This is a genomic window from Xanthomonas campestris pv. campestris str. ATCC 33913, assembly GCF_000007145.1.
GTDB lineage: Bacteria > Pseudomonadota > Gammaproteobacteria > Xanthomonadales > Xanthomonadaceae > Xanthomonas > Xanthomonas campestris.
In genome coordinates this window covers 3,689,126-3,710,556 of record NC_003902.1, presented here as the reverse complement: position 1 = coordinate 3,710,556, position 21,431 = coordinate 3,689,126, and the positions used below count along the sequence as shown (strand labels likewise).

At 57.0% G+C, this 21,431-nt stretch carries 16 protein-coding genes and 5 pseudogenes; 13 read left to right on the top strand and 8 right to left on the bottom strand.

The annotated features are described in order from the left end of the window. Nucleotides 1-50: 50 nt before the first annotated feature. The 9 genes and pseudogenes from XCC_RS16260 to XCC_RS16220 all read left to right on the top strand — a co-directional run. Nucleotides 51-271: pseudogene (locus XCC_RS16260) on the top strand (transposase); the annotation flags it as partial. Between the two features lie 908 nt (nucleotides 272-1,179). Further along, the gene (locus XCC_RS16255) at nucleotides 1,180-2,718 is read left to right on the top strand and encodes an MASE1 domain-containing protein (RefSeq protein WP_011038243.1); all 1,539 of its coding nucleotides are present in this window, start codon (nucleotides 1,180-1,182) and stop codon (nucleotides 2,716-2,718) included. A 1,021-nt stretch (nucleotides 2,719-3,739) separates the two neighbouring features. Continuing rightward, nucleotides 3,740-4,387, top strand: coding sequence for a hypothetical protein (locus XCC_RS16250; RefSeq protein WP_016848927.1), 648 nt, complete (start codon nucleotides 3,740-3,742; stop codon nucleotides 4,385-4,387). A gap of 31 nt (nucleotides 4,388-4,418) precedes the next feature. Continuing rightward, entirely contained in the window at nucleotides 4,419-5,558 is a 1,140-nt protein-coding gene (locus XCC_RS16245) for a type IV secretion system protein (RefSeq protein WP_011038241.1), read from the top strand. A 77-nt stretch (nucleotides 5,559-5,635) separates the two neighbouring features. Then, nucleotides 5,636-6,175: a DUF4189 domain-containing protein gene (locus XCC_RS16240; protein WP_228442278.1), complete on the top strand. Its 540-nt coding sequence runs from the start codon at nucleotides 5,636-5,638 to the stop codon at nucleotides 6,173-6,175. 397 nt (nucleotides 6,176-6,572) lie between these two features. Beyond that, on the top strand, nucleotides 6,573-7,103 hold the full coding sequence (locus XCC_RS16235) for a hypothetical protein (RefSeq protein WP_011038239.1): 531 nt from the start codon (nucleotides 6,573-6,575) through the stop codon (nucleotides 7,101-7,103). Further along, nucleotides 7,100-7,759 carry a hypothetical protein gene (locus tag XCC_RS16230; RefSeq protein ID WP_011038238.1) on the top strand — a complete coding sequence of 220 codons (660 nt, stop codon included), beginning with the start codon at nucleotides 7,100-7,102 and terminating at the stop codon, nucleotides 7,757-7,759. The genes XCC_RS16235 and XCC_RS16230 overlap by 4 nt, the downstream gene beginning before the upstream one ends. Continuing rightward, a pseudogene (locus tag XCC_RS16225) lies at nucleotides 7,756-8,013 on the top strand (hypothetical protein); the annotation flags it as partial. The gene XCC_RS16230 and the pseudogene XCC_RS16225, both read left to right, overlap by 4 nt. 63 nt (nucleotides 8,014-8,076) lie before the next feature. Further along, nucleotides 8,077-8,912: pseudogene (locus tag XCC_RS16220) on the top strand (IS3-like element ISXca1 family transposase); the annotation flags it as partial. Between the two features lie 16 nt (nucleotides 8,913-8,928). Here the strand turns inward: XCC_RS16220 and XCC_RS16215 are convergent. After that, nucleotides 8,929-10,037, bottom strand: a protein-coding gene (locus XCC_RS16215) for an IS3 family transposase (RefSeq protein ID WP_087942070.1) whose coding sequence is annotated in 2 segments (ribosomal slippage) — nucleotides 8,929-9,776 and nucleotides 9,776-10,037 — 1,110 coding nt in all. Because the reading frame shifts where the segments join, the coding sequence is not laid out codon by codon here. A gap of 160 nt (nucleotides 10,038-10,197) precedes the next feature. On the opposite strand from XCC_RS16215, the gene XCC_RS16210 reads away from it, so the two are divergent. Then, complete coding sequence (locus tag XCC_RS16210; protein ID WP_011035783.1) at nucleotides 10,198-11,565, top strand: IS5-like element IS1478 family transposase; 1,368 nt, start codon at nucleotides 10,198-10,200, stop codon at nucleotides 11,563-11,565. Between the two features lie 58 nt (nucleotides 11,566-11,623). Then, nucleotides 11,624-11,923, top strand: a pseudogene (locus tag XCC_RS16205) (integrase core domain-containing protein); the annotation flags it as partial. A 30-nt stretch (nucleotides 11,924-11,953) separates the two neighbouring features. Here XCC_RS16205 and mobH read toward each other — a convergent pair. Then, nucleotides 11,954-12,946 (bottom strand): annotated as a pseudogene (gene mobH / locus XCC_RS16200) (MobH family relaxase); the annotation flags it as partial. A 450-nt stretch (nucleotides 12,947-13,396) separates the two neighbouring features. Between mobH and XCC_RS16195 the strand changes: the two are divergent. Continuing rightward, nucleotides 13,397-14,353, top strand: coding sequence for a GGDEF domain-containing protein (locus XCC_RS16195; RefSeq protein WP_228442279.1), 957 nt, complete (start codon nucleotides 13,397-13,399; stop codon nucleotides 14,351-14,353). Nucleotides 14,354-14,902: 549 nt separating this feature from the next. Here XCC_RS16195 and XCC_RS16185 read toward each other — a convergent pair. Both XCC_RS16185 and XCC_RS16180 read right to left on the bottom strand, forming a co-directional pair. Continuing rightward, nucleotides 14,903-15,829 carry a nucleotidyl transferase AbiEii/AbiGii toxin family protein gene (locus tag XCC_RS16185; RefSeq protein ID WP_011038232.1) on the bottom strand — a complete coding sequence of 309 codons (927 nt, stop codon included), beginning with the start codon at nucleotides 15,827-15,829 and terminating at the stop codon, nucleotides 14,903-14,905. Next, nucleotides 15,822-16,580, bottom strand: coding sequence for a type IV toxin-antitoxin system AbiEi family antitoxin domain-containing protein (locus XCC_RS16180; protein ID WP_011038231.1), 759 nt, complete (start codon nucleotides 16,578-16,580; stop codon nucleotides 15,822-15,824). Before XCC_RS16180 ends, XCC_RS16185 begins: the two co-directional genes overlap by 8 nt. Before the next feature lie 224 nt (nucleotides 16,581-16,804). On the opposite strand from XCC_RS16180, the gene XCC_RS16175 reads away from it, so the two are divergent. Continuing rightward, nucleotides 16,805-17,164 (top strand): DUF3742 family protein, encoded by a 360-nt coding sequence (locus XCC_RS16175; RefSeq protein WP_029628872.1) that lies wholly within the window; start codon nucleotides 16,805-16,807, stop codon nucleotides 17,162-17,164. Nucleotides 17,165-17,175: 11 nt separating this feature from the next. On the opposite strand, the gene XCC_RS16170 is transcribed toward XCC_RS16175, so the two are convergent. Genes XCC_RS16170 through XCC_RS16155 form a run of 4 tightly spaced genes read right to left on the bottom strand, consistent with a single transcriptional unit; the run spans nucleotide 17,176 to nucleotide 21,408 of the window. Then, nucleotides 17,176-18,699 carry a conjugal transfer protein TraG N-terminal domain-containing protein gene (locus XCC_RS16170; RefSeq protein ID WP_029628873.1) on the bottom strand — a complete coding sequence of 508 codons (1,524 nt, stop codon included), beginning with the start codon at nucleotides 18,697-18,699 and terminating at the stop codon, nucleotides 17,176-17,178. A 15-nt stretch (nucleotides 18,700-18,714) separates the two neighbouring features. Then, the gene (locus tag XCC_RS16165; protein ID WP_011269554.1) at nucleotides 18,715-19,062 is read right to left on the bottom strand and encodes a hypothetical protein; all 348 of its coding nucleotides are present in this window, start codon (nucleotides 19,060-19,062) and stop codon (nucleotides 18,715-18,717) included. Further along, nucleotides 19,059-20,459, bottom strand: a complete 1,401-nt coding sequence (locus XCC_RS16160) for an integrating conjugative element protein (protein ID WP_029628874.1) — start codon at nucleotides 20,457-20,459, stop codon at nucleotides 19,059-19,061. Before XCC_RS16160 ends, XCC_RS16165 begins: the two co-directional genes overlap by 4 nt. 10 nt (nucleotides 20,460-20,469) lie before the next feature. Continuing rightward, nucleotides 20,470-21,408 (bottom strand): TIGR03756 family integrating conjugative element protein, encoded by a 939-nt coding sequence (locus XCC_RS16155; RefSeq protein WP_011038228.1) that lies wholly within the window; start codon nucleotides 21,406-21,408, stop codon nucleotides 20,470-20,472. Between the last annotated feature and the right edge of the window lie 23 nt (nucleotides 21,409-21,431).

Sequence of the window (21,431 nt, the reverse complement as noted above, 5' to 3'; positions counted from 1 at the left end):
TCCCCTGGAGCGTGTTATGAACTTTGCCCTTGTCACACTAACGTATACGGATGAAGCCTCGTAAGCCTCATCCAACCGACATTTCCGAAGAAGAATGGGCCTTTGCTGCGCCGTATTTGACACTAATGGATGCGCAGGCGCCACAGCGTAAGTAAGAGCTACGCGCGATGTTCAACGCACTGCGCTGGATCGCACGGGCCGGCGCACCATAGTGATTTCTTGCCAACGATTTCCGCCTTGGGAGGCGGTGTATCAGCAAACTCAAAGTTGGCTGCAGAGTTCACTTTCCTGCGGGCGAACATACAAAGGTTGCGGGTTCACTTCCCACTGGCCGATGCGTAGGAACCCATTCGCACAGAAAGGCAATGCGCGATCCACATCGCGAACAGGGGCGTGGTGGTATTCCCGCAAAGTCTCAGAAGCATGTTTCTGAGTCAGCAGGCTTGCCCGTCAAGGTCTATAGCCCCACTTCGCGATGATGGCTTCCAAGATGGCTTGATTCGGTGCAGTCGCGCCTGGACATGTCGTCAGATATACCCGGCGTGCCGCCGCCGTGGCCGGCGGGTTGAAGGCCGGGCTCCATACCTGGATGGCGTGGAAGGTTGCGATCGGCGCTGCACATTCAGGAGACGGAGTGCCGAAGCCGGACATGCTGGACATGCAAAGAAAGACCGAGCAAGGATCAGGCGCCTGGGCGCGAGCTGGGGCGCTCAGGCCAAGGCCTAAAGCCGCAGCCAGTGCGAAAGTGGCGGCAGTGGTGCGTGGCTTCATGACAAGTACCTCCCTGGTAGTGGTTGAAATGACGTGCTCGCTTAGATGTGGTGATGATGGCACGCTTTGACTTTGGCTGGGACGCCGTGCCTGGCGGCAGCGCTCTTTCCCAGCGTGACAGGGTGCCGTCCTCGTCACCGAAGAACACTGCTCATCGCGTGACCAAGCCGAATTGCATTCCAGGGCTCCCGCCAACTCCACGCTCCCCGCCACGGCCTCTGTCCATCTGATCAAGCCGAGGGGGCAAGGACGTCCATGTTTGTGCAGCAGGCTCTCTACATACCTGCCGCGCATCTGTGGCGTACCCGTTTCACTGGGCTGTAGGGGCATGTACCGGTCTTGGTCACCCACACCGTTACGGCTCCCGCTCAGGTATGCTCTGGCGTCGTCAAAACTCAAGGTATTCCCATGGAAGGGCTGAAAAGTGTGACGCAGGGCCTGTTAACCGCTACGGCCTACTGCTTGGCGTTTCAACTGTCTTGGCACTGCTCACTGGATCAGTGGTACCTGCCAGCTGGCCTTCGGATCGCAGCGTTGCTGCTCGCCCCTTCTCGCTTGCTACCTTGGATACTGATGGGCGATGTCGCGGCGTTGCTCATGATTCGGGTTCCCGCGATCAGCAGTGTCGGTGTCAATCCTACCTGGGCCTACGCAAGCCCCTGGATCCTAGTCCCGGCCATTGCTCTGGTCCCTATTGCTATTCGGGCAAGGTATGGGGCAGTACATCGCGCAGGAGCGTCACTGATTCCGATGCTTCTGGTCACGGCAGTCTGGGGCGCGCTCTGCACTCTGGGGACCAACATCATGCTCGACGGACCTTCGTCGGCAATAAGCGGCGTCAAGTTCGCCCGTTTCGCTGTAGGTGACTACCTCGGAATGTTGATGGTGGTCCTGCCGGTGCTTCTATGGATGCGCCGCCACGACGAAGAGACGCCCAGCCGCCTGACGCCTCATTGCGCACTGGCGGTTCTGGCGACTGCATTGATCTTTGCATTAGCAACACTGCCGCAAAGCAATGTTGCACGGTTGGGCTTAATGTCGTTGCTGATCGTTCCTGCCGTTCTACTCACCTGGCTGCATGGCTGGCGGGGCGCGGCCATCGGCGTTGTGCTGGCGAATACCGCTCTGGCATTTTCACTGCGAAATACGGGTGTGCTGGGAGCCTATGACTCAATAGGCTTTGTTGTGCAGGTGATGCTCGCAACAACGGCTACGGGACTATTCGTGCTGGGCGCGCGTATCTCCAGCACCCTTGCCGAAGTGCGCCTGCGTCTGCGAGGCGAGCAACAGGCATTGGATACGGCAAAACTGAGCTACCTATGGGCTGAGCGGGAATTGCGCGAGCACGTGATCGAGTACGTCGACATCGAGGTACAGATGAACCGACTACGCCGCGACATCGAAAGTCATCTCAAGTCACGCGGACAACATGAAGCCGCCATGCGGATGATTCGTACGGGCTCTATCCAATCGAAGATGCTGCACGAGTACATCAATGCTTTGTACCCGCTGGAGATCGAGACGCATGGGCTCTATCACGTTTTCCGTTCGCCAGGCTTCGCCAGTTCCAGTCACACAGAAATCCACCCAGTCATGCTTCGCGGCAATCCCATGCAACTGTCTGTTGGGCTGCAGCTTGCCGTCTACAGATGCACCCAGCAGGCGATTGCCTGTCTGCCTCCAGCAAGGCGTCATACCATCAAGGCCAGGGTCGGAAAACTGCGCGGGCTCCAGGGCATTGCTGTATCTATTTACGGGGATAAGCCAGAGAGCAAGCCTGCCAGTCGGACCACTCTTGAGAACACAGCAAGCAGGGTGCGCCCGTATGGTGGCACCTGCCGGCGCCACCATACGGGCAAGATCAGCTTCTTTGTTTCCGAACCAACAGGGACACGATCAATTTTTAGGTACGATGAGCCAGCTGTTACCACGCGGGAGTGTCTGTAGCAGCACCGTCATACCATCTCCTTCATATACGACTGTACCGCTCGGGCGTGAACCCGCCGCCAGGATCGTGGTGCGGTCTGCATCGATACCAACCGGCATGACCCAACGGGTACCGTCGATCCACCCGATTGCAGTTCGGACATCGCCACTAGGGCCATTGACTTGCAGATAGCGGATTCCGTCTCGCTCGAACGTATACACGTGCAAGGTGCTGACAGCCGAGAGATCAGTAGCAGAGGGACGACTGGCCCCCAGCCCTGTTGTCGCAGCAGCAGGGCTATGACCGACATCCGGACAGCATGCCGCCGCACTGTATGACAGTGCCAGTCCTAGCAGTCCCACAGCCACTTTTGCCGTACGTTGGAAGTTACGCATCACATGTCCTTTCCCCTCGAAGAGGGAGTGCTCGCCTGCGGTCCAGGCAGCTGCGACGGTACGCGATCCAGAGCTTTCCTCGGTTGACAAATATCGTGCGGACTCGACCGGGCACGCCATTGCAGAGGGTGAGGAATTGCCGTTCCCTGATGTCAGATTTTTCCTACCCAGGCAACCTTGTCCCTTGAGGTGGCGGCCGCTAGACGATGAGAGGACGGTCTGGAGGGGGAGCAGGTAGTGGCAATCTGCCTTGACCTATGCCAGAGTTCGACCCAACCTGCCTCAATAGCACATAAGGATAATGGCCCTAGCAGGCGCTCATCTCCGCACCCCCGGCGGCGTCTTTCTCGTCGCTGTGCCTGTGTCTGAACAAAAATTCTCTCGCTTCATGATTGCGTTACGCGCTTGACTCCCCACCACCTGCCTGGGCTGCCTATCGCCTTCCGGGCTGTGCCCTCTATATCCCTCGTTTTGCTATCCCCGCCATCCATCTGCACCAACAAGACCGACGAGTCCCGCCATGAATGACCGCTCACGCCGCTCACGCCTTTCATTTTCACGCCTCGCCGCAGGCTTGTTGCTTGCGGCCGGTCTTAGTGTTGGGCCCGCGAATGCAGTGGGAGTGATTGTCAATGACCCAACATCGATGGCGAAGGCCTTACAGGAGTACGCAGAGCAGGCTAAGCGATGGACCGAGACGCTCAAGCAGTATCAGCAGCAGCTGGATCACTATCAGCAGCAGCTCATCAAGCTTCAGCGGCTGAACCTAGGGACGTCCACCATGGCTGACAACTTTGCCGAACGTCCAGAAGACTATGGCCTGGAAGACGACTGTCCGGGTGCCCCAAAGACTGGCCTCGCAGGGGTGCTCCAGCAATTCAAGTCTCTCGCCCCCAACATGAAAGGAAATATGGTGGAGGAGCAAATGAAGGTCTGCACACGCATGGTGCTGGCAAAAAATGCCAAGTACAACGAGTCGGTACGCATGCTCAAGCGCCTCATAGAACGCAACAACCAGTTTAAAGCGATTGAGGCGCAGCGCGACCGAGGTGGCACCAGCCAAGGGGCACTTGCTGCCAACGATAACGAAGTTCAGCGTTTCGTAGCACAAAACGCCATGGACCTGGACTACTGGCAGGCCCAGATGACGGCATATGACAGCTATATCGTCGGGCTCAAGGAAGATCAGTCGCGATTGGCCAGAAAAGCTTTGGATGGCGACCAAAATAGCTGGCTCAAACCGCTGGGACAGCTCGTGCAGGCCGCAACGCTGAAAGCCGCGTTATCCAATTGATCGCTACACCACGACAGACAGGCAGAAGGTAATGGACGCAATTCTCCACGGAGCGATGAACTGGTTGCAGCCTTTGGCGGATATCGGCCTCGGTGAGTTCGTTTTCTTCAAACTGGTCAACGACTACTTCAGCAACGAGATTCAAGAGTTCGGCATGGAGTTGATGAGCCGCGCTATGAGGTGGGTCAGTACGATCGCTTTGACAGTGACCACTCTGTGGGTACTGATTCTGGGCTATCGCATCGCAACCGGGCAGTCGCGTGAAAGTGCAATGGCGACCATGATCAAAGCCGGCAAGGTCGCGATCATCATCAGCCTTGCTTCAGCTGTCGGGGTTAACGGGGCAATGCTGCACCAGACCATGACCCAAAACCTGGACAAAGAGATCCATGGTCTTTTTACGGGTGATGAAGACAGCACCGCCTCCGATGCTATTGACGAAAATCTTGCCTACACGCAGGTGGCGCTGACCGCGCTGGATGCGGTGCGCGTCGACCCAACCGATCCGGAGGCGATAGAGAAGAAAGGCCGCGCTGTATTGATGGCGGGCTTCGGCACCGCCAGTCCGCCTATGGCAGCTGGAGCGATGCTGCTGTTGTTCAAGTTCACTATGGCGTTCCTGATCGGGATCGGGCCAATCTTCATCCTGGCACTGATCTTCGACCAGACCAAAGACCTGTTCAAGAAGTGGCTGTTCTACGTGATCGGCACGCTGTTCTCGATGGCAATGCTATCGGTAGTCACGGCGATGGTACTGAAATTCACAGCAAAAGTGGCCGCAGCTTACTGGGCTGCGCAACTCATCACATTGGGCAATGCGGAAGGACTGTCTAGCCAAGCCCTGCAGCAGGGCGGCATCGGACTGATCATGACCATGCTGATAATCAGCGTGCCAACTTTGGCCGCTGCGATTTGGCAGGGTAATATGAGCACCTTCTTGACGTATACAGCATTTGGTGGAGGCAGTGCAGCTAGTCCAGGGCCACAGGGTCAGCCAGCTGGATCGTATCCTGCACCTGCAAAAAATTCTGATACCTCGCGCAGTTCCGAAAGTCTTGCTGGACTGAGCAATCCTGGGGTGTCATCTGGATACTCCCCCCCGGTGGTACAGCAGCCCTCGGGTTATCGAGGCATAGCGGGTCAAGACAGCAATGACCGCCTTTCTTCTTGACATGCAAATCTGTGGTCACCGATAGTCTCTTGCAAACTCAAATAGGACCGTAGGTGAGATCGCGAGGTATGTCCATAATGAAGCTAAGACTTGCCAATTTCTTATTTTTAATTACGGCAATCGCAGCCGTAGACAATGCATTGGCGGAGGGCAACTGCCCTCCAGGGCAATATCCCATTGGTGGCCAAGGGGTTGCTGCATGCGCGCCCATCCCACAAGGTCAGTCTGAGCAACCCGATTCGCGCCCACGTGGTAAATGGATAAAAACGTGGGGGGCAGTAGCGATTGGCACGTTCAACAACACTCCCTACTATGGTGTGCCAACGGGCAGACTAACCAAGTCTGAGGCTAAGGCCGACGCATTAGCGCTTTGCGCTAAAAAGGGGCCAACTAACTGCAAATTAACTTTAACTTACTTCAATCAATGCGCAGCTATCGCAGAGCCTCAAACGCCTTCTGGAGAAATTAATTTAAACGGAAACGTAATGTCTGTCGGGAAGGCTTCTGTTGAGGAAGCGGAAAGTTATGCAAACGAAGAATGCCGCAGGGATAATAATGGCGCTCAATGCAAGGTCATATACAAAGAATGCTCAGAGCCTATTTTTAAACCACTTTAGTGGCAATTATTTACTTCCGCCCATTTCCAACATAAATCACAGAAAAAACTACCCGACTGAGAGATTAATGTCATGAACAAACGTGGATTGTTTGCTGCTCTCCTAGTGTATGCCGTCGCTCTAGAGTCTACCGGCCCAGAATGGCGGATACTGTGAGTTCATAACCTGTTGCAACAACGATCCGTTTACTTTCTGCACGCTCTGCGTCCCACCGACTGTTGGTTGCCAGTAGCCCCTGCGACGGAAGCTTACGTAGTGACTTATCCAATGTGTTACCACCCTCTCTCGGCCCAGATGTTTGCTCGCATCTGCCCCATTGCTTACCGCCAAGGCATGCCGCAGAGCCCGTCAGTCGGCAACTCGCAGTAGTTGAATCCAAAGCCGCAGGAACAGTGTGATGAATAGGGTACTTGCCCCTTACGAAGTACGTTGGTACCGGTCAGTTAGAGGGTTTCGTCATATGTTGACGATTCTCTTATTGACGACCTTGCTCACCGCTAGTCTAGTTGTCCTAGGCTATCGCACGTCATTTGTCGCTTTATTAGAAATCGCGAAATATGTAGCCATCATCGGTGCTGTTTTGCATTTCGTCGTGGTGTCGATGCTGGTGGGACTCATAGCGCACGCACTTACTGTCTGGAAGAAGCTGCGAGTAGAAGAAAAAAAAACCTATGAATTAAAACAGCTGCGTCAGGGCATCGTCAGTGCAGCCGGGGTGACGGCGTTGATGTTTCTTCTGGCAGTGGGAGCAGCGTGCGTCCCCGCAGTGATGAAGATAATCAGGGAAATCCCAGAGTTCGGGATGGTATTCGCTCTTATGATCATTGCCTTGCTGATACATGGCATCAACATCAACCGTGCCTGTCGGCGACTTACCGACTCAGTGACGGCCGCAAAGCATGCTGCCCATCGCACGATGGCGGCATGAACGGATATCTGAGAGTCAAGATTGTTGGCTGGTTTTTCCTGGTTCTCCTGGCAGGATGCAATCCTATGAATGCTGCTTCTGAAAGGCATGGCAGCGGCGAGACCACTGCCGACGGCGACCCGATCTACGAGAAGAACCCGCATCCGACACAGGCGTACCGGATCACGATGACCATCGAGGATGCGCCGGGGCCGTTTGAGTGGATATCAGGAACTGCGTTCTATGAAATGACCAACCACAAGCAATGCACGCCAATCGAGCCTATTGCAGGTGTCTGGAGCAAATCTAAAGAAGATGGAATACCCATCCATTTTAAGAAGATAAACGAATCTACATATGTGGCGACGATCTACGCAGATGGAATGGTGGATTCGGACTACTACGGCAAGGGCGTCTGCCGATGGGAGCTAACTAGTGTAGATGTTTCGTTAAGAGCTACCGGCAAGCATGAAGAAACACGATTTCAGCCAGGGATTTATAAAGATAAATTGCTTAGTGGCGAGCCGGGGGTGACATATTTCTGGTCTGGTGGATATCCGAAAGATGAAATGGATAACTATCCCGACTCTGGCCATTCGGACCCCACTCAGTTCAAAGAAAGTTTGCGCAACCAGTTGTTCAAAGTGACCCTGCTTTCCACCAAGGAAACGCCATGACTCTGACTGCGCAACAATATGCTGCTTTGGCGAGCGATGTTTATGAAGAGCCACGCGAAACTGGTGAAAATAGTCGAACGGTAGATATCGGTGGTGCTCCATACAAGCGGCTGGAATACGTTGATAGGCCTTCTGGCTATCAGGGCATGATCTACAGGAGGGTCGACACAGGCGAACTTGTTGTCGCACATCGCGGCACCGAGTTTGAGCGGCAACTCCAGCAGGATGGTGTGTCCGCGGATGGCGGGATGGTTTGACCTGCCCCCGCTGAGCCGTACCACGTGAAGCTGTAAAGTCCGTCAACCACGAGGACGGACATGAAGAAGAGTCGTTTCAGCACCGAGCAGATCATCGGATTCATCAAGCAGGCGGATGCCGGGATGGCGGTGGCTGAGCTGTGCCGCCAGCACGGTTTCAGCCCGGCCAGCTTCTACCAGTGGCGGGCCAAGTACGGCGGCATGGAGGCCGAAGACGCGAAGCGCCTGAAGGAGCTGGAGCAGGAGAACAACCGCCTGAAGCGGTTGCTGGCCGAGGCGCACCTGGACATCGAGGCGCTGAAGGTCGGGTTCGGGGTAAAACGCTAGCCCCGCAACGCAAGCGCGAGGCAATCCGGCGCATGTGCGAGCTGACGTCGATCAGCGAGCGCCGGGCTTGTCGCCTTGCGGGGATCTCCCGCGATGCTTTCCGCCACGCGCCGACACCCACGCCGGCGACGCAAACCCTGTCGGCCAGACTGGTGGAACTGGCGCAGGCGCGTCGCCGCTTCGGCTATCGCCGCCTGCACGACCTGCTGCGCCCGGAGTTTCCGCAGGTGAACCATAAGAAGATCTACCGTCTGTACCGCGAGGCGAAGCTGAGCGTGCGCCGGCGCAAGAAGGCCAAGTTCCCGGCGGCACAGCGGCAGCCGTTACGGCCAGCGCGGCATCCCAACGAGGTAATCAGCATGGACTTCGTCTTTGATCAGTTGGCCAGTGGCCGCCGCATCAAATGCCTGACCGTCGCCGACGACTTCACCCATGAATGCGTGGACATCGCGGTGGACCATGGTATCAGCGGGGCTTACGTGGTGCGTGTGCTGGAGCAGATCGCCTGCTTCCGCGGCTATCCCCGCGCGGTGCGCACGGACAACGGCCCGGAGTTCACCAGCCGCGCTGTCGACTCCCCGCAATTCAATGCCAGATAAAGCTAGAGGTCTGCGGTTGATGTTGCTCACGGAACTCGGCGGGCGTTAGCCCGCCCAGGCTGTCGTGCGGTATTTGTTGGTTGTAGTCGGCCAGCCACTGTTCGGTCTGTTCGCGGACCTCGCTCAGCGTGCGGAATATGTGCATATCCAATACGCCACGCCGGTAGCTGCCGTTGAAGCGTTCGATAAAACCGTTCTGCATCGGACGCCCCGGCTCGATGAAATCCAACGCGATACCCTTGCGCTCAGCCCACTCGGCCAAGGCCAATGCAACAAATTCCGGGCCATTGTCCAAACGCAGCTTGTTCGGATAGCCGCGCCAAGCTGCGATACGTTCCAACGTGCGGATGACGCGGGCAGCCGGAAGATTCAGGTCCACATCGATGGCCAAGGCTTCCCGACTGAAATCGTCGATGATATTGAACGTGCGGAACCGTCGACCATCCCATAGCGCATCAGACATGAAATCGATCGACCATCCAGCGTTGGGTCGATCACCGCATGCCAGCGGCTGTGGATGACGCGTCGGTACCCGGCGCTTGCTGCGGCGACGTTGATTGAGTTTCATCAGGCAGTACACGCGCCAGACCCTCTTGTGATTCCACAGATGTCCGCGACGACGGATGATCTGAAAAAGCTTTCCAAATCCGCGCTCGGGAAAACGCTCGGCCAACTCGGACAACAGCGCAATAACCTCCTCATCCCGATCGGGACGGCGCCGATAACGTGCTGTCGAGCGAGCCACGCCAACCACCGCACAAGCCCGGCGCTCGCTCCAGCCATGCTGCTCGATGAGCCAGGCAAGAAGCGGGCGCTTATGCGCCGGGTCTACAGCTTTTTTGCGATGACATCCTTCAATGCATGGTTTTCCATCGCGAGCTCGGCGTACATGCGTTTGAGCTTGTTGTGCTCAGTCTCCAGGTCGCGGAGGCGTTGCACGTCAGCGGCCTCCATGCCGCCGTACTTGGACTTCCAGACGTAGTACGTCGCATCGGAAATGCCCAGCTCGCGACAGACATCCTTGACCTGGCGACCGCCCTCGACCTGCTTCAGCGTGGCGACGATCTGGCTCTCGGTGAACTTGCTCTTGCGCATTGGTGGTCTCCTTGGTGGCTAGTGTGCCGGAGACCTCTAGTTAGTCGCCCCTGAAAAACCCCCAATCACCCAACGCCCGCAAGGCCTTGATGTCTGCAGTGGCGTGCCAGAACTACCAGTTTTCGCTACGCTGAAGGCTGGTTTCTGGCAATTTCCACTCATGCATACACGCCGTCCTGCTGCCGAGCACATGCCTGCCGAGGAGTTGTTTCGTTCGCGCCTGGAGAACCAGATCGATCTGCGGCATCCGCTGGCGCAGCTGAGCCAACGGATGCCGTGGACGGCGTTGGAGCAAGCACTTTCATCGCGCTTGCCGGCCACCCAGGCTGGTGGCGGTCGGCCGGCATTGCCGGTGCGGCTGATCGCCGGTTTGCTCTACCTCAAACACGCCTACGACCTGTCCGATGAGGCGGTGTGCGAGCGTTGGCTGGAAAATCCGTATTGGCAGTTTTTCACTGGCGAGGTCGTGTTCCAGACGCGCTTGCCGTGCGATGCCAGCTCGCTGACGCGCTGGCGTCAGCGGCTTGACGAAGCGGGGATGGAAGAGTTGCTGGCACACACCATCAACGCTGCACATGCCATGCAGGCGGTGGACGCACGCGAGTTGTCGCGGGTGATCGTGGACACCACGGTGCAGGAAAAGGCGATTGCCTATCCGACCGATAGTCGGTTGCTGGAGGTGGCACGCAAGAAACTGGTGCTGCTGGCCAAGCGTTACGGCATCGGGTTGCGGCAGAGCTACGCACGGCAAGGTCCGGCCCTGAGCCGCAAGGCGGGCCGCTATGCGCATGCACGCCAGTTCAAGCGCATGCAGCGCGTGCTGCGACGTCAACGCACGGTCTTGGGGCGGGTGTTGCGCGATATCGCGCGCAAGCTGGACCAGGTGGAACCCGGCGTGCGCGAGCGCATCGCGGTCTGGCTGGAACGTGCGCAACGGCTGTACACGCAGCGTCCGAAGGACAAACAAAAACTGTACGCATTGCATGCCCCGGAAGTGGAATGCATCGGTAAGGGCAAGGCGCGTCAAGCGTACGAATTCGGCGTCAAGGTCGGCATTGCGGTCACCGCCTGCAAGGGATTGGTCGTGGGTGCGCGTAGCTTCCCGGGCAACCCGTACGACGGCGACACCTTGGCCGAGCAGCTGGAGCAGACACGCGGGTTGCTGCAGGATCTGAGCGTAGAACCGACGGTGGCGATCGTGGACCTGGGCTATCGCGGGCGCGAGGTCGATGGCGTGCAGGTGCTCCATCGTGGCAAGGCCAAGACGCTGACGCGACGGCAATGGCGCTGGATCAAACGACGGCAGGCGGTGGAACCGGTGATCGGACATCTGAAAGACGACTGCAGGTTGCGTCGCTGCAGGCTGAAAGGTGCACAAGGCGATGCGCTGCACGTACTCGGCTGCGCCGCCGGCTACAACCTGCGCTGGCTGCTGCGCTGGATCGCGTTTTTGCGTGCCTGGATGCGGGCGATGGGATGGCCATCCTTTAGCGCCGTGCCGCTGTCGCCGATGACACTTGGTGCTTGAAGGGGGTTTTTCAGGGGCGACTAGTTATGGCTGGATCAATTTACGGGAGGCTGACAGCGCCTTCATCACTTGGGCACAGCAGCGTGGCATCGAACACATCCTGATCGAACCCGGCAAACCCATGCAGAACGGCTACATCGAGAGCTTCAACGGCAAGTTCCGCGACGAATGTCTCAACGAACACTGGTTCACGTCGCTGATCCAGGCTCGCGAGGTCATCGCCGATTGGCGGCGTGACTTCAACGAGGTACGTCCGCACAGCAGCTGTGGTCGCATCCCGCCAGCGCAGTTTGCCTCCAACCACCGAGCACAAACCGGCAACAACGCAGTACCCTTCAACCCCGGGCTTTATCAGTAATCACTGGTATGGCCGGTGGGGGCAGGTCAGCTGGAGCATGCTGTGCTCTTGAAGAACGTTGAACACAGCCGAATTACTCGCTGGGATGCCGTCTATGCCTTGCGATAACAGGTGGGCACGCAACTTGTCCGAAACAGTCTTGCTCACCAGCCATAGCGCATCCTCCGTGAGCCAGCCATCTGATGCCTCTGGCTGGTTCAGCTTCAGCTGCTCTTTTAGCAGGTAGCGCAGCCCCTCAAGCAGCTTGCGTTGCAATGCGTGCTTTGGTGCGGCCATCACCTTCGCCGGATCTCCACCAAGCTCCTGCGCAACCGAGGCGCGATCGGCCTGGACCACCAATTCGCCAAGCATGTCAGCATGCTCATATTGGCCAGACAGCACGTAAAGCAACTGGGACCATAGGGCTGGATAGCCGCTGAGCCAGTCAAGCGCGGCGCTATCGAGTATCCGGCTGTAGAGCAATCCAGTCGCTGCCCCATGCAAGCGATATTCGCGACCCTCACGATGGCGAAAACGATACGGCTGACTCAGTGGTCCATGCCAGGGGTGCCAGATCCTCCCCCCCTGCAGCTCTACATGCAGATCGACAGCGATCTTGCCGATATCGTGTAGAAGCGCGGCATACGCAACAGCTGCAGTCCAAGCTTCCGCTTGCGCCGCTTGGTCCTCAGGCGAAGCTCCTGCGGGAAGCAGGTGCGACTGTCGCAACTTCAACGCGAACGCGACGATTTCAAGGCCATGATCCAGCATGCCTCCCAAGTACGCGTGGTGATGGCTTTCAGACGCTGGGAATTGCTGCACAAGATCCGCATAGCGCTCAAGCGGGACTCGATAGAGCGTGTGGAACTGCTTGCGGGATAGAGAGGTACGCTGCCAGATATGTTCCAGAAGCTTCTGGCGTCGAGGTGTGGCCAGTAGTTCCGCTGCCGGCTTGGGCTGCAACAGCCCTTTGCTAAGCGCCGTCTCGGTCACTGCCGCAACAGGTGGCAGGACGGCGGACTTTCGTTGAAACAATCTGAGCATGCCTACTCCCAGTGATGATGCAGGGCAGGGATGGCCTTTTTCCTTTTCCAGGTAGCCCCATTTCCCTTGGGCACCATTCCCTTAGCACCGCCCTTGTACCCTTCTGCCTTTGGGTTACACCATTTCCGCCAATCACTAGCGAGCATCAATCGGATGTGGGCGCTCCCCTTTTGCGCCTTTACCCGACCTATCGGCTCAAGCACGCTGGCCGCAACCAGACCTCCTATGACTGAAAGCAGCTAAAGCCATGCTGGCATCAACGCTGCCGAGGCCTGGTCAGCATTGTTTCAATGAGTTAAAAATAACCCATAATGGATAGGCACGGATCAATGCATTGGACTGCAGCGGGCCGATGGCCACGGGCGATACCACGATGCAGATTTGCCACACATCGAGGCCTGGAGCATCAGCAGCAATGCCCCGATGCGCTTGGAGGAAAGGAGCAAGGACATGATGGTTCAGCATGAGGACGAACTACGCACCCCACCAAAGGCGAGCACCCTGCTGCGAGTGCTGAGCGCTCTTCCGTTCGGCATCGCGTGGGCCAGCTTTCCTGATGGAAAAATTCAGTACTGCAATGCGGAGTTCGTTCGTCTATTCGGCCACGACGCCAGCCACTTCCGTACAGTCGATCAATTCGTGGACAGCCTCTATCTTCATGAACGGCAGCGCGAGATGGTACGCAAGCGCTGGCTAGACATCGAACTGCATCACTCGGCACATCCTGTTGCGACCGGTGATATGGAGATTGATGTCGTGACCAGCGGAGGGTCAATCCGCACGGTGTTGCACTCGGGCTTGATACTTCACGACGAGAAGCTGGCGGTAGCGATCTTCAAAGATTTTTCTGGTGTGCAGTCCAATCGGCGGCAGCTTTTGGAGCTGATCTATCGAGACGATCTGACTGGTGTTTCCAATCGGCGTGGCCTTCGCGAGCGTTGGCATGCGGAGGTCTCCGAAGATCCGCAGCGTCGTCTTGCATTCCTCATGCTGGATCTTGATGACTTCAAACCCATCAACGATTCCTATGGGCACGCGGTAGGTGACACCGTGCTTCAGATCATCGCAGAGCGACTGAAAGGGGCTGTGCGAGAGACAGACTTGGTATGCCGCCTCGGTGGCGATGAGTTCGGTATCTTGCTTGTTGCACCAAGTGACCTGTCTCATATCGAAATGGTCTGCAGCCGCATACTGGAGTCGGTGAATACGCCGCTTCTGGTGGACAACCTAAAACTTAGCATCGGCGTCAGCATTGGCGCCTGCCTCTATCCAGATCAAGCTGCAGATAAGCACGAACTACTGCGGCGCGCTGACCGGGCCCTGTATCAAATCAAAAGGACCGGGGGAAAAGGCTCCTGGCGCTGGTTCCAAGGAGAGCATCCGGTCGAAGGTATGGCTATTTCTTGAGAGAAATACAGTCGTCATACGTAGCGGTTAACGCAGTATCTACGCACAAGTTCTGAGTCAAATTTTGAGAGCAACTGGCGAACCAAAGGCTAAGGGGGCCGACATGAACCTTCCGAATGACAGCAGCTTAATTTCCGTGCCCGCAAGTAAGTCTTGCGAGCTCATCATACGGGGTGTGGCAGAATTTAAGGGGTTGAAAGATCAACGCATCTTTCTTGACTCACTGATGTTTCAGTGCGCTCTGTTGACCCGCATGACTGGCGGAGACAAGGAATATCACGCGTTTCTGGATCGTCTGCGAGACATGAGTTTCGAAGAGCTAGAGCACATTACCCATCCTCGCACGAAGCAGTCGCCTTCAGAGCACGAGGATGACATGTCCTTGCCAGCCTGATCGACTGTCTGCGATCAAGCCCCCACATTGATCATTCTGGGGCATCGCGACATGTACCCGTGTCGCGATGCCGGACAAGTACAATGCCTAGCCTCCAGAAGCCTTTACCCGCTGCGGCCATGCTGATCTGGCGTGGTCTTTCAGCCGGACTAACCTCAGGTCCTGGATGTAGCGAGCGCAGCATCCAGGGCATCGGCCTGGGCCGCGAAATCACTAGGCCGACGCTGCTTGAACGTCCTTAGGTTGGTGAGCTTCCAACGTAATGCTGGCAACTGTTCGACGTACGTACACTGCAGCAATGACCACTCTGGCTCTCCCCTCGCCAGTCCACTCAGGAAACCTCGGTGTGCCTCAGACAGGCGTACGGGCAACTCTTGCCTTAGCCGAGCGCGAGTCTCCAGCAGCACATCCAGCGGGCAAGGTGTTTCCGTCATGCCCTGAAAGGCGCGCTCGTACTCCCCGGCGATGTCTTTGTCATTGCCGAACAGTACTTCGTGCGTAGGGCGGTTGTGGCCAGCCAGATAGACCACGAAGCATTCGATCATTTCATCGGTGATCCCGCCCGTTTCATACATCTGCCACGCGTCGAACAGATCACGCGGATGCTGACGATCCATTGCGGCTACCAACTTCCCTGCATAAAGCTCATCCGGGGCTAGGGTGGGGACGTCGAACTCGACTCCGAAACGATCGCGCGTCCTGGCACTCAATGGCAGTCGGGTGATCGGAAGGACGGATCCGCGAAACACCACGTTGACCTCAACCTTTACCTGAGTGCTGTCATTCTCAGCAATCAGCTTCGTGTCGCCCAAATCTTTGCTGTGTATCAGTCGTGTTTTCACACCCATGGGCGCAACACGCTCTGCGATCGCAGCCAGCTCTTGGTTGATTGCTTGAAGTGCTTGATCACGGGGAACTTGCCAGGGCAGGTACACCACATCGATGTCGACGGAAAGGCGCGGCATATCCTGTACAAAGAGGTTGATGGCGGTGCCGCCCTTCATGGCGAAGATGTCATTGGCGAATACAGCAGGAGCAATGTCCAACAGAAGCCGAACAGTGTCAGCGTAGTGCTTATCCATGGGGGTTTAGGCTCAGCAAGGTGCCATCGTCCAGCCGGCTCATCCAGCGCCTGCTACTTCCGGTTCTGACCTGGTTGTGCTCAAGCAATAGGTCGACGTCGACGACACCTGACTCTCGTGCCCATGTCAGAAACAATCGCACGGCTTTTACACTGGTACAGCAGGAAAGCAGCTGTCCAAGCAGATCCTTACGCGGTGATCGAAGGCCATCAAAAATGTTGCGGCACTCCTCAAGGCTTTGCCTCGTGCCGGCGTCATAGAGCAGCTCCAGAACGGCTCGTTCTGGCACAGCTACCTGCAGGCCCTCGGGCTGTCCTGGGGGAGTGTGCAGGGTCTTTCCGGCGAGAGTATCGTCTGGCCAGTCGAAGAGCTTGGCCCCGACATAACGCGCCGGAAAACGCTCGGTGAACCAGGTAGGTATGACGAAACGGGCATCGCCCCAAAGAACGAGGATGTCCCACGATGCCAGGTTGTGGCGGACCCCCTGAAGCGCCAACGCGCTTTTCCCTCCGACGTGCAGACCAGCCACTTGGCCTTGAAGGAAGCGCAGCGCGCCATTGACATCAAAGTCGTCGTTCGGGAATGCGTAGACGCCATGGGCGAGGCGTACGAGCCAGCCTCCCTCCACATAGCGGGCAGCCAGCTGTGGTGACACGCCAAACAATTCGAGCGTAGCTAGACCGAACGGCGCACCACGTGGGAGCTCAGCCTGAAGGCGTTTGATTAGTTGATGTCGTATAGTTCTACTCATATGTTAAATGTAAAACACAATCTAATCACCTGTCATCCCAATGCACACTTATCTGGAAAAAATAGCCTCATAGTTGAATTTCATGTGTAGATCTAATCATACTCGGCTGGTATGCATTGCCTAACCAGCTGAATAATGTGTCGGCCGAAGCTCATTGTTGGCCCCCATGCCCGGGGAAAAGGCAAACTGGACCGTACACATATCCCCCAAGATAGGTGACAGCTATGAAGACGAACCCTCAAAGCAGCAATCCGGAGAAGCTAGGTCGCTGGCTTGGCAACGCCTGGCGTTCCTATGCCATGGGCGAGCGGCGGTTGTTTGATCAGTTGGTATGCAAGGGTATGAGTCCAGCGGTCCTCAAGATCCTGTTCTGGACAGTAAAGCTAACCGTAATCGCTCTGCTGCTCTACTTCGTATTCTGGGTCGCCCTTCTACTGGTGGTATTGGTGGGCGCTGCGCGGTTGGCGAGTAACGCTGACTTAGGCGAGATTCCTGAGCCCGAATGGAAGAATGGACCGGCAGGTTTTGGGCTTTACACCTACGACGGCTTCCGTATAGACCCTCATGTCTCTGACGAGGATTGAGAGGATCTGGCTCACTTTTTCGAAATTGCGCCCAACACCGTACTGGCACCCTTCCCACCCGCTGCTTTGGCATCGCCAGTTGCACCGGCGAGTCCCTGGAGCACATTCCCTGCGCGAACGCCCGCCCAGCTCAGTGCCATGATCCAGAAGGTGGGGAGCACGATAAACATCGTCCCCATCACGAACATCAGCAGCAGATCGCCAAACGCATTGTTCAGGCCTGCAAGCGGGTCGAAGTTTGCATGCGGACGGTTGTAGCCAAAGCCCCACCCGTAAAGCGCGTCCAGAATAGTGCTGTCGATCCAACGGGCGAGCTGGAACCAGAAATCTACAAAGAACAATGCGAACTGCACGATGCTGACAGTCACCAACGTCTTCAGGTCGTAAGTCCCCACCACCAAGACCAGCGGTATGCAGATCACCAAGGCCATCTTCAACAGCGAAAGCACCATCGGCAAAGCCTGGCGCACCACATCCATTGCCGGGAAAGCTGCAAGCGAACCGACTGCAAGACCGACATCGCTGGCTGCACGGTTGACGACGTTGGGCAAAGTCTTGTCAATCTGACCGCCATAGTCGGTGTAGACGGAGCCTTGATTAAGCTTCTGCTGCCGTGGTGAAGCGATGGCTCGAATCACCGAGTCATCGACCTCCTGGCGACTCAAGAAACCAGCCCATCCAGCGACTCGGTTGAGCAGGCTTGGGTCGACTTGAGACAGCAATCGAGCGCGTAATCCGTTGCTGCTATCGCTCCACCACTGGCGACATGTTGGGTAACCCGCACCGCTAGGCACCTGCGCAAGCCCCGCATCCCGATTGCTCTCGTAAGCCCAGCCGTCTCGCGGCGTCTTGGCGTGATAGGTGTCGTAGAAGCCGCTGGTATCAACGAAATAAGACGAGCCGATCCAAGACACATCATGCATTTGCGTGTCATCGAGCTGCGGGCGGTTCATGAACAACTTGGCACGCGCCGGCCCGTAACAATCGTGCGTAAAGTCAGCAACTTCCTGAGCCAGGACCGGATCGTCAATGCGCGTGGCGTTGATATCCATCCGAATCTGGCGCACGTCGGTACCGCATGGAATTGCAGCGACTGAGGCACCAGTGATTGCGCGCGATACTGCGTGTATGAAAGCCCACCAGACCGGCAACTTGGCACTCTGATTGTTGAGCGTGCTGAACGACTGTGACCAACCGGTTGCTGCGGGTTCGGGCATGTTGACCTGACACTGCGTTGAACGTGTTTGGTCATACTTGATGGTGTTGAGGTCGACGTCGATAAATGGAATGCCGGCGAACATCACCACGACGATGGCAACCCATACCCGGTTCTCGATTCGCAACGAAGACAGGACGCCCTTGTTGCCTTCATCAGCCCCTTCGGCCTTCGCCTTCAGCCATTCTTGGACAATGATGGCCAAGAAAGGAATTGCAAACACACCACTGGAAACCAGCACAGCCCAGATTCCATTGTTGACGATCCAGCCTACGAGGGTGAGGTAGTACTCAAGGTAGTCAGTCGTGAAAAGCGTCATCGGCTGGATCTCCAATTACGGCTGAAGCAATAAACTGATTTCCAGAGCGACGATGACTGCAACGCCGGCGACTTCGGTGCGGATCAGCCGGTAACGCGCTTCGGGGTCTGGCTCGCGAGCGAGCAGCCGACGGCGCATCCAAAGCCAGCCGCGGGCCGTAGCTGCATAGAGAGCCAGCCGCCACACCAAAAAGTAACCGGAAGCAGCAGCCATCCAACTCTGCCAAGCCGTGACGCTGCCCACGAGATAGATACCGACCACGTTGGCTAGCAATGCCATAGCGAGCAATACCATGGCCCATAGCAGCACATGTGCCGTCTTCCGATTGAAAAGCCAGCGAAAGCGCAGCCACTCGAAATTCATTGCACCCGCCCTGGCGATGGCCGCTGCAATTGGTCGAGGCGGTCAGGGACAGGATCACCTTCGTAGACCCCACGCGAACCCGATGCCCTTGTACCGTGGCGCTGGATGATCGCCATCGGCGAGTTGTTAGCGAGCTCACGGCGTAGTTCAAGTTCGGTCTTCAAATTCTGGATCTCACGATCCAGCGTATTGCTCTCGTGGTTGATAGCCTCAACCGCAAGCTGATTGGCTGAAACATTGGGCTCTTTCTGCCCAGTCAGAAGCGTGCGTTGCAACAGCAATGCCTTCTCTAAAACAGAAGACAGCGCCACCTCTGAGGCCAGTCGGCGCGCGAGGATGTCTTGGTCCGGTTCATCTCGCAGCGCTTCAATAACACCCCGGGTGATCGGCAAAGACGTGCTGCCGGCCGCGCGCAAATTTTCGAACGTGGTATTGCGGGTTCCGTCGATCAGCTCCTGCAGGGACTGCAATTTGGCTTCGTATTCTTCCTGGATAAGTGGCGTCAAACCCACACCCGGCATGGTTTGAGTCTTGGTACAGTCTTCGCAAGTACGCTGCTCCTGCTCCCCCAAGACACGGGTTGCCCATTCAGTTGCTGCTTGCGGGGTAGGCCATGTCTGGCAAGCCAAGCTGTTGCAGCTAGTTGCATCTATCGACGAGGTATCGGTAACGCTGCGGCCATTGACCAGGTTGTAGCCCGCGCGGGTCACATCGGCGACCACCTTGATCGAGGACTGACCCGCACCACCAGCGTTATTGCCGCCAACCCAAGGAACACCGTCATTGCCACGCGTTGTTTCAGCCTTCTCGATAGCGGACACTGCATCGGTACTGGTCACAGCCTGGCGAAGAGCCATGCCCTCTGCTATCTGGTTCCAACCGAGTTGGCCACCAGCCGTCTGGGCCATCCGTTCGGCCATGGCGCGACAGGTGAGTTTGGAACGGTCAAAGTCCAGGCGGGCCTGTAGCACGCCATTGGTCAACAGGTTGTACAGACCATGGTCTGCGCGCTGGATGATCAAGGCGGGCAGCGACGCGACGGCACTCGTCGCGCTCTGAATCACGTTACCCATGATGTTCTGAAATCCATTCGTCAGCCCATTGAGCTGGTTCTGAATCGTCGTGCTGATATTCATATCCCCACAGACCAAATTGCTGTTCCAGCCGGCGCCCACGCCTATCGAGCGCATACCAGCAGCGCCGCTCATGGAGACGGCGTTGCCGCCACCGATTGAATACATGACCTCATCGCCGATCACGCTTCCACTGTTCTGGAAGCCACCGCTCTGAGCCCAGACAAATCCACTTGCAAGGCCAAGTGCACACGTCAGCAAAACAAGGCGCGAATGTCCCTGTCGACGGCGGTGAAGTGGGGAAATTTCACGAGAGAATTTCATTGACGTGCCCTTAGTTGAAATCGACGCTGCCCAGGAAGACCTGACCTTGACGCTGGCAGCAGCTGTAAGGGCGCCATAAAGCCCACGCGTAGTCGCCCTGCGCTGCCTGAGGCAGCGAGCCGCTTTGGGGGAATACCGCACAAGTAGAGGACAGGCGCGGTGTGAGCTGCTGCCACTTACCTGTTGAGGCATCGCTTTCTACCAGCGCGCCAGCCGGCCAATAACCGTCTCGACTACTGGCGAGCAGGGGCTGATAGACGTGAAGTTGGCCTCGGCGCGTCACGATGTCGCCTGCGCGCTGCGCAACCACAGCGCCGGCCTTGTGGTCATCGGTCTGATGCATAAATCCTCCGCGGGGGTAGACGGCGCCCCACAGATTCATGTCTGTACGAGAGCCTATCTCTCGCAAGCCAGGGATGAGCGCTTCGGGGTAAACGACTTCTGGCAAGTTGTAGCGCCATGCAATCGTATCCAAGGTGCTGAGCAAGTAGGGCATGAAAGCAGTACCAGCACCTTCGCATGCGTATCCCGATGCGCTGGCAAATTGACTGAATACCTGCCCACCGGGGTGGCCGATCACATCTGCGTTTTTGAACTTGATCAGGTTGTTTTCGTTGTCATGATTGGTTGTTCCATCTCCTCCAGAGCGAGCAGTCGCGTTGGGCTTACTCATCGCACGCACTTCAACCCAGGGATTTTCACCGACGTTGGAATAGCTGGAGACCACAGCATCTGGAACGTAATGACGTACTTTGATTGAGGTGCGAACCGTGCACCCCGTCAACGTGCAATAAAGCCAATAGCAAATGCCCACCACCCGATACTCCAGGCAGTCTGGCGAAAGCGTTGATGACACGATGCTGGCCGTATTCAGAGCGAAGCTCGACGTAGCACCGCACAGCAGCGCTGCAGCGGCACCCATTCGTAGTCGACGTGGAACACGAGCCATCATGGAGTTTTCCTGCGGTACTG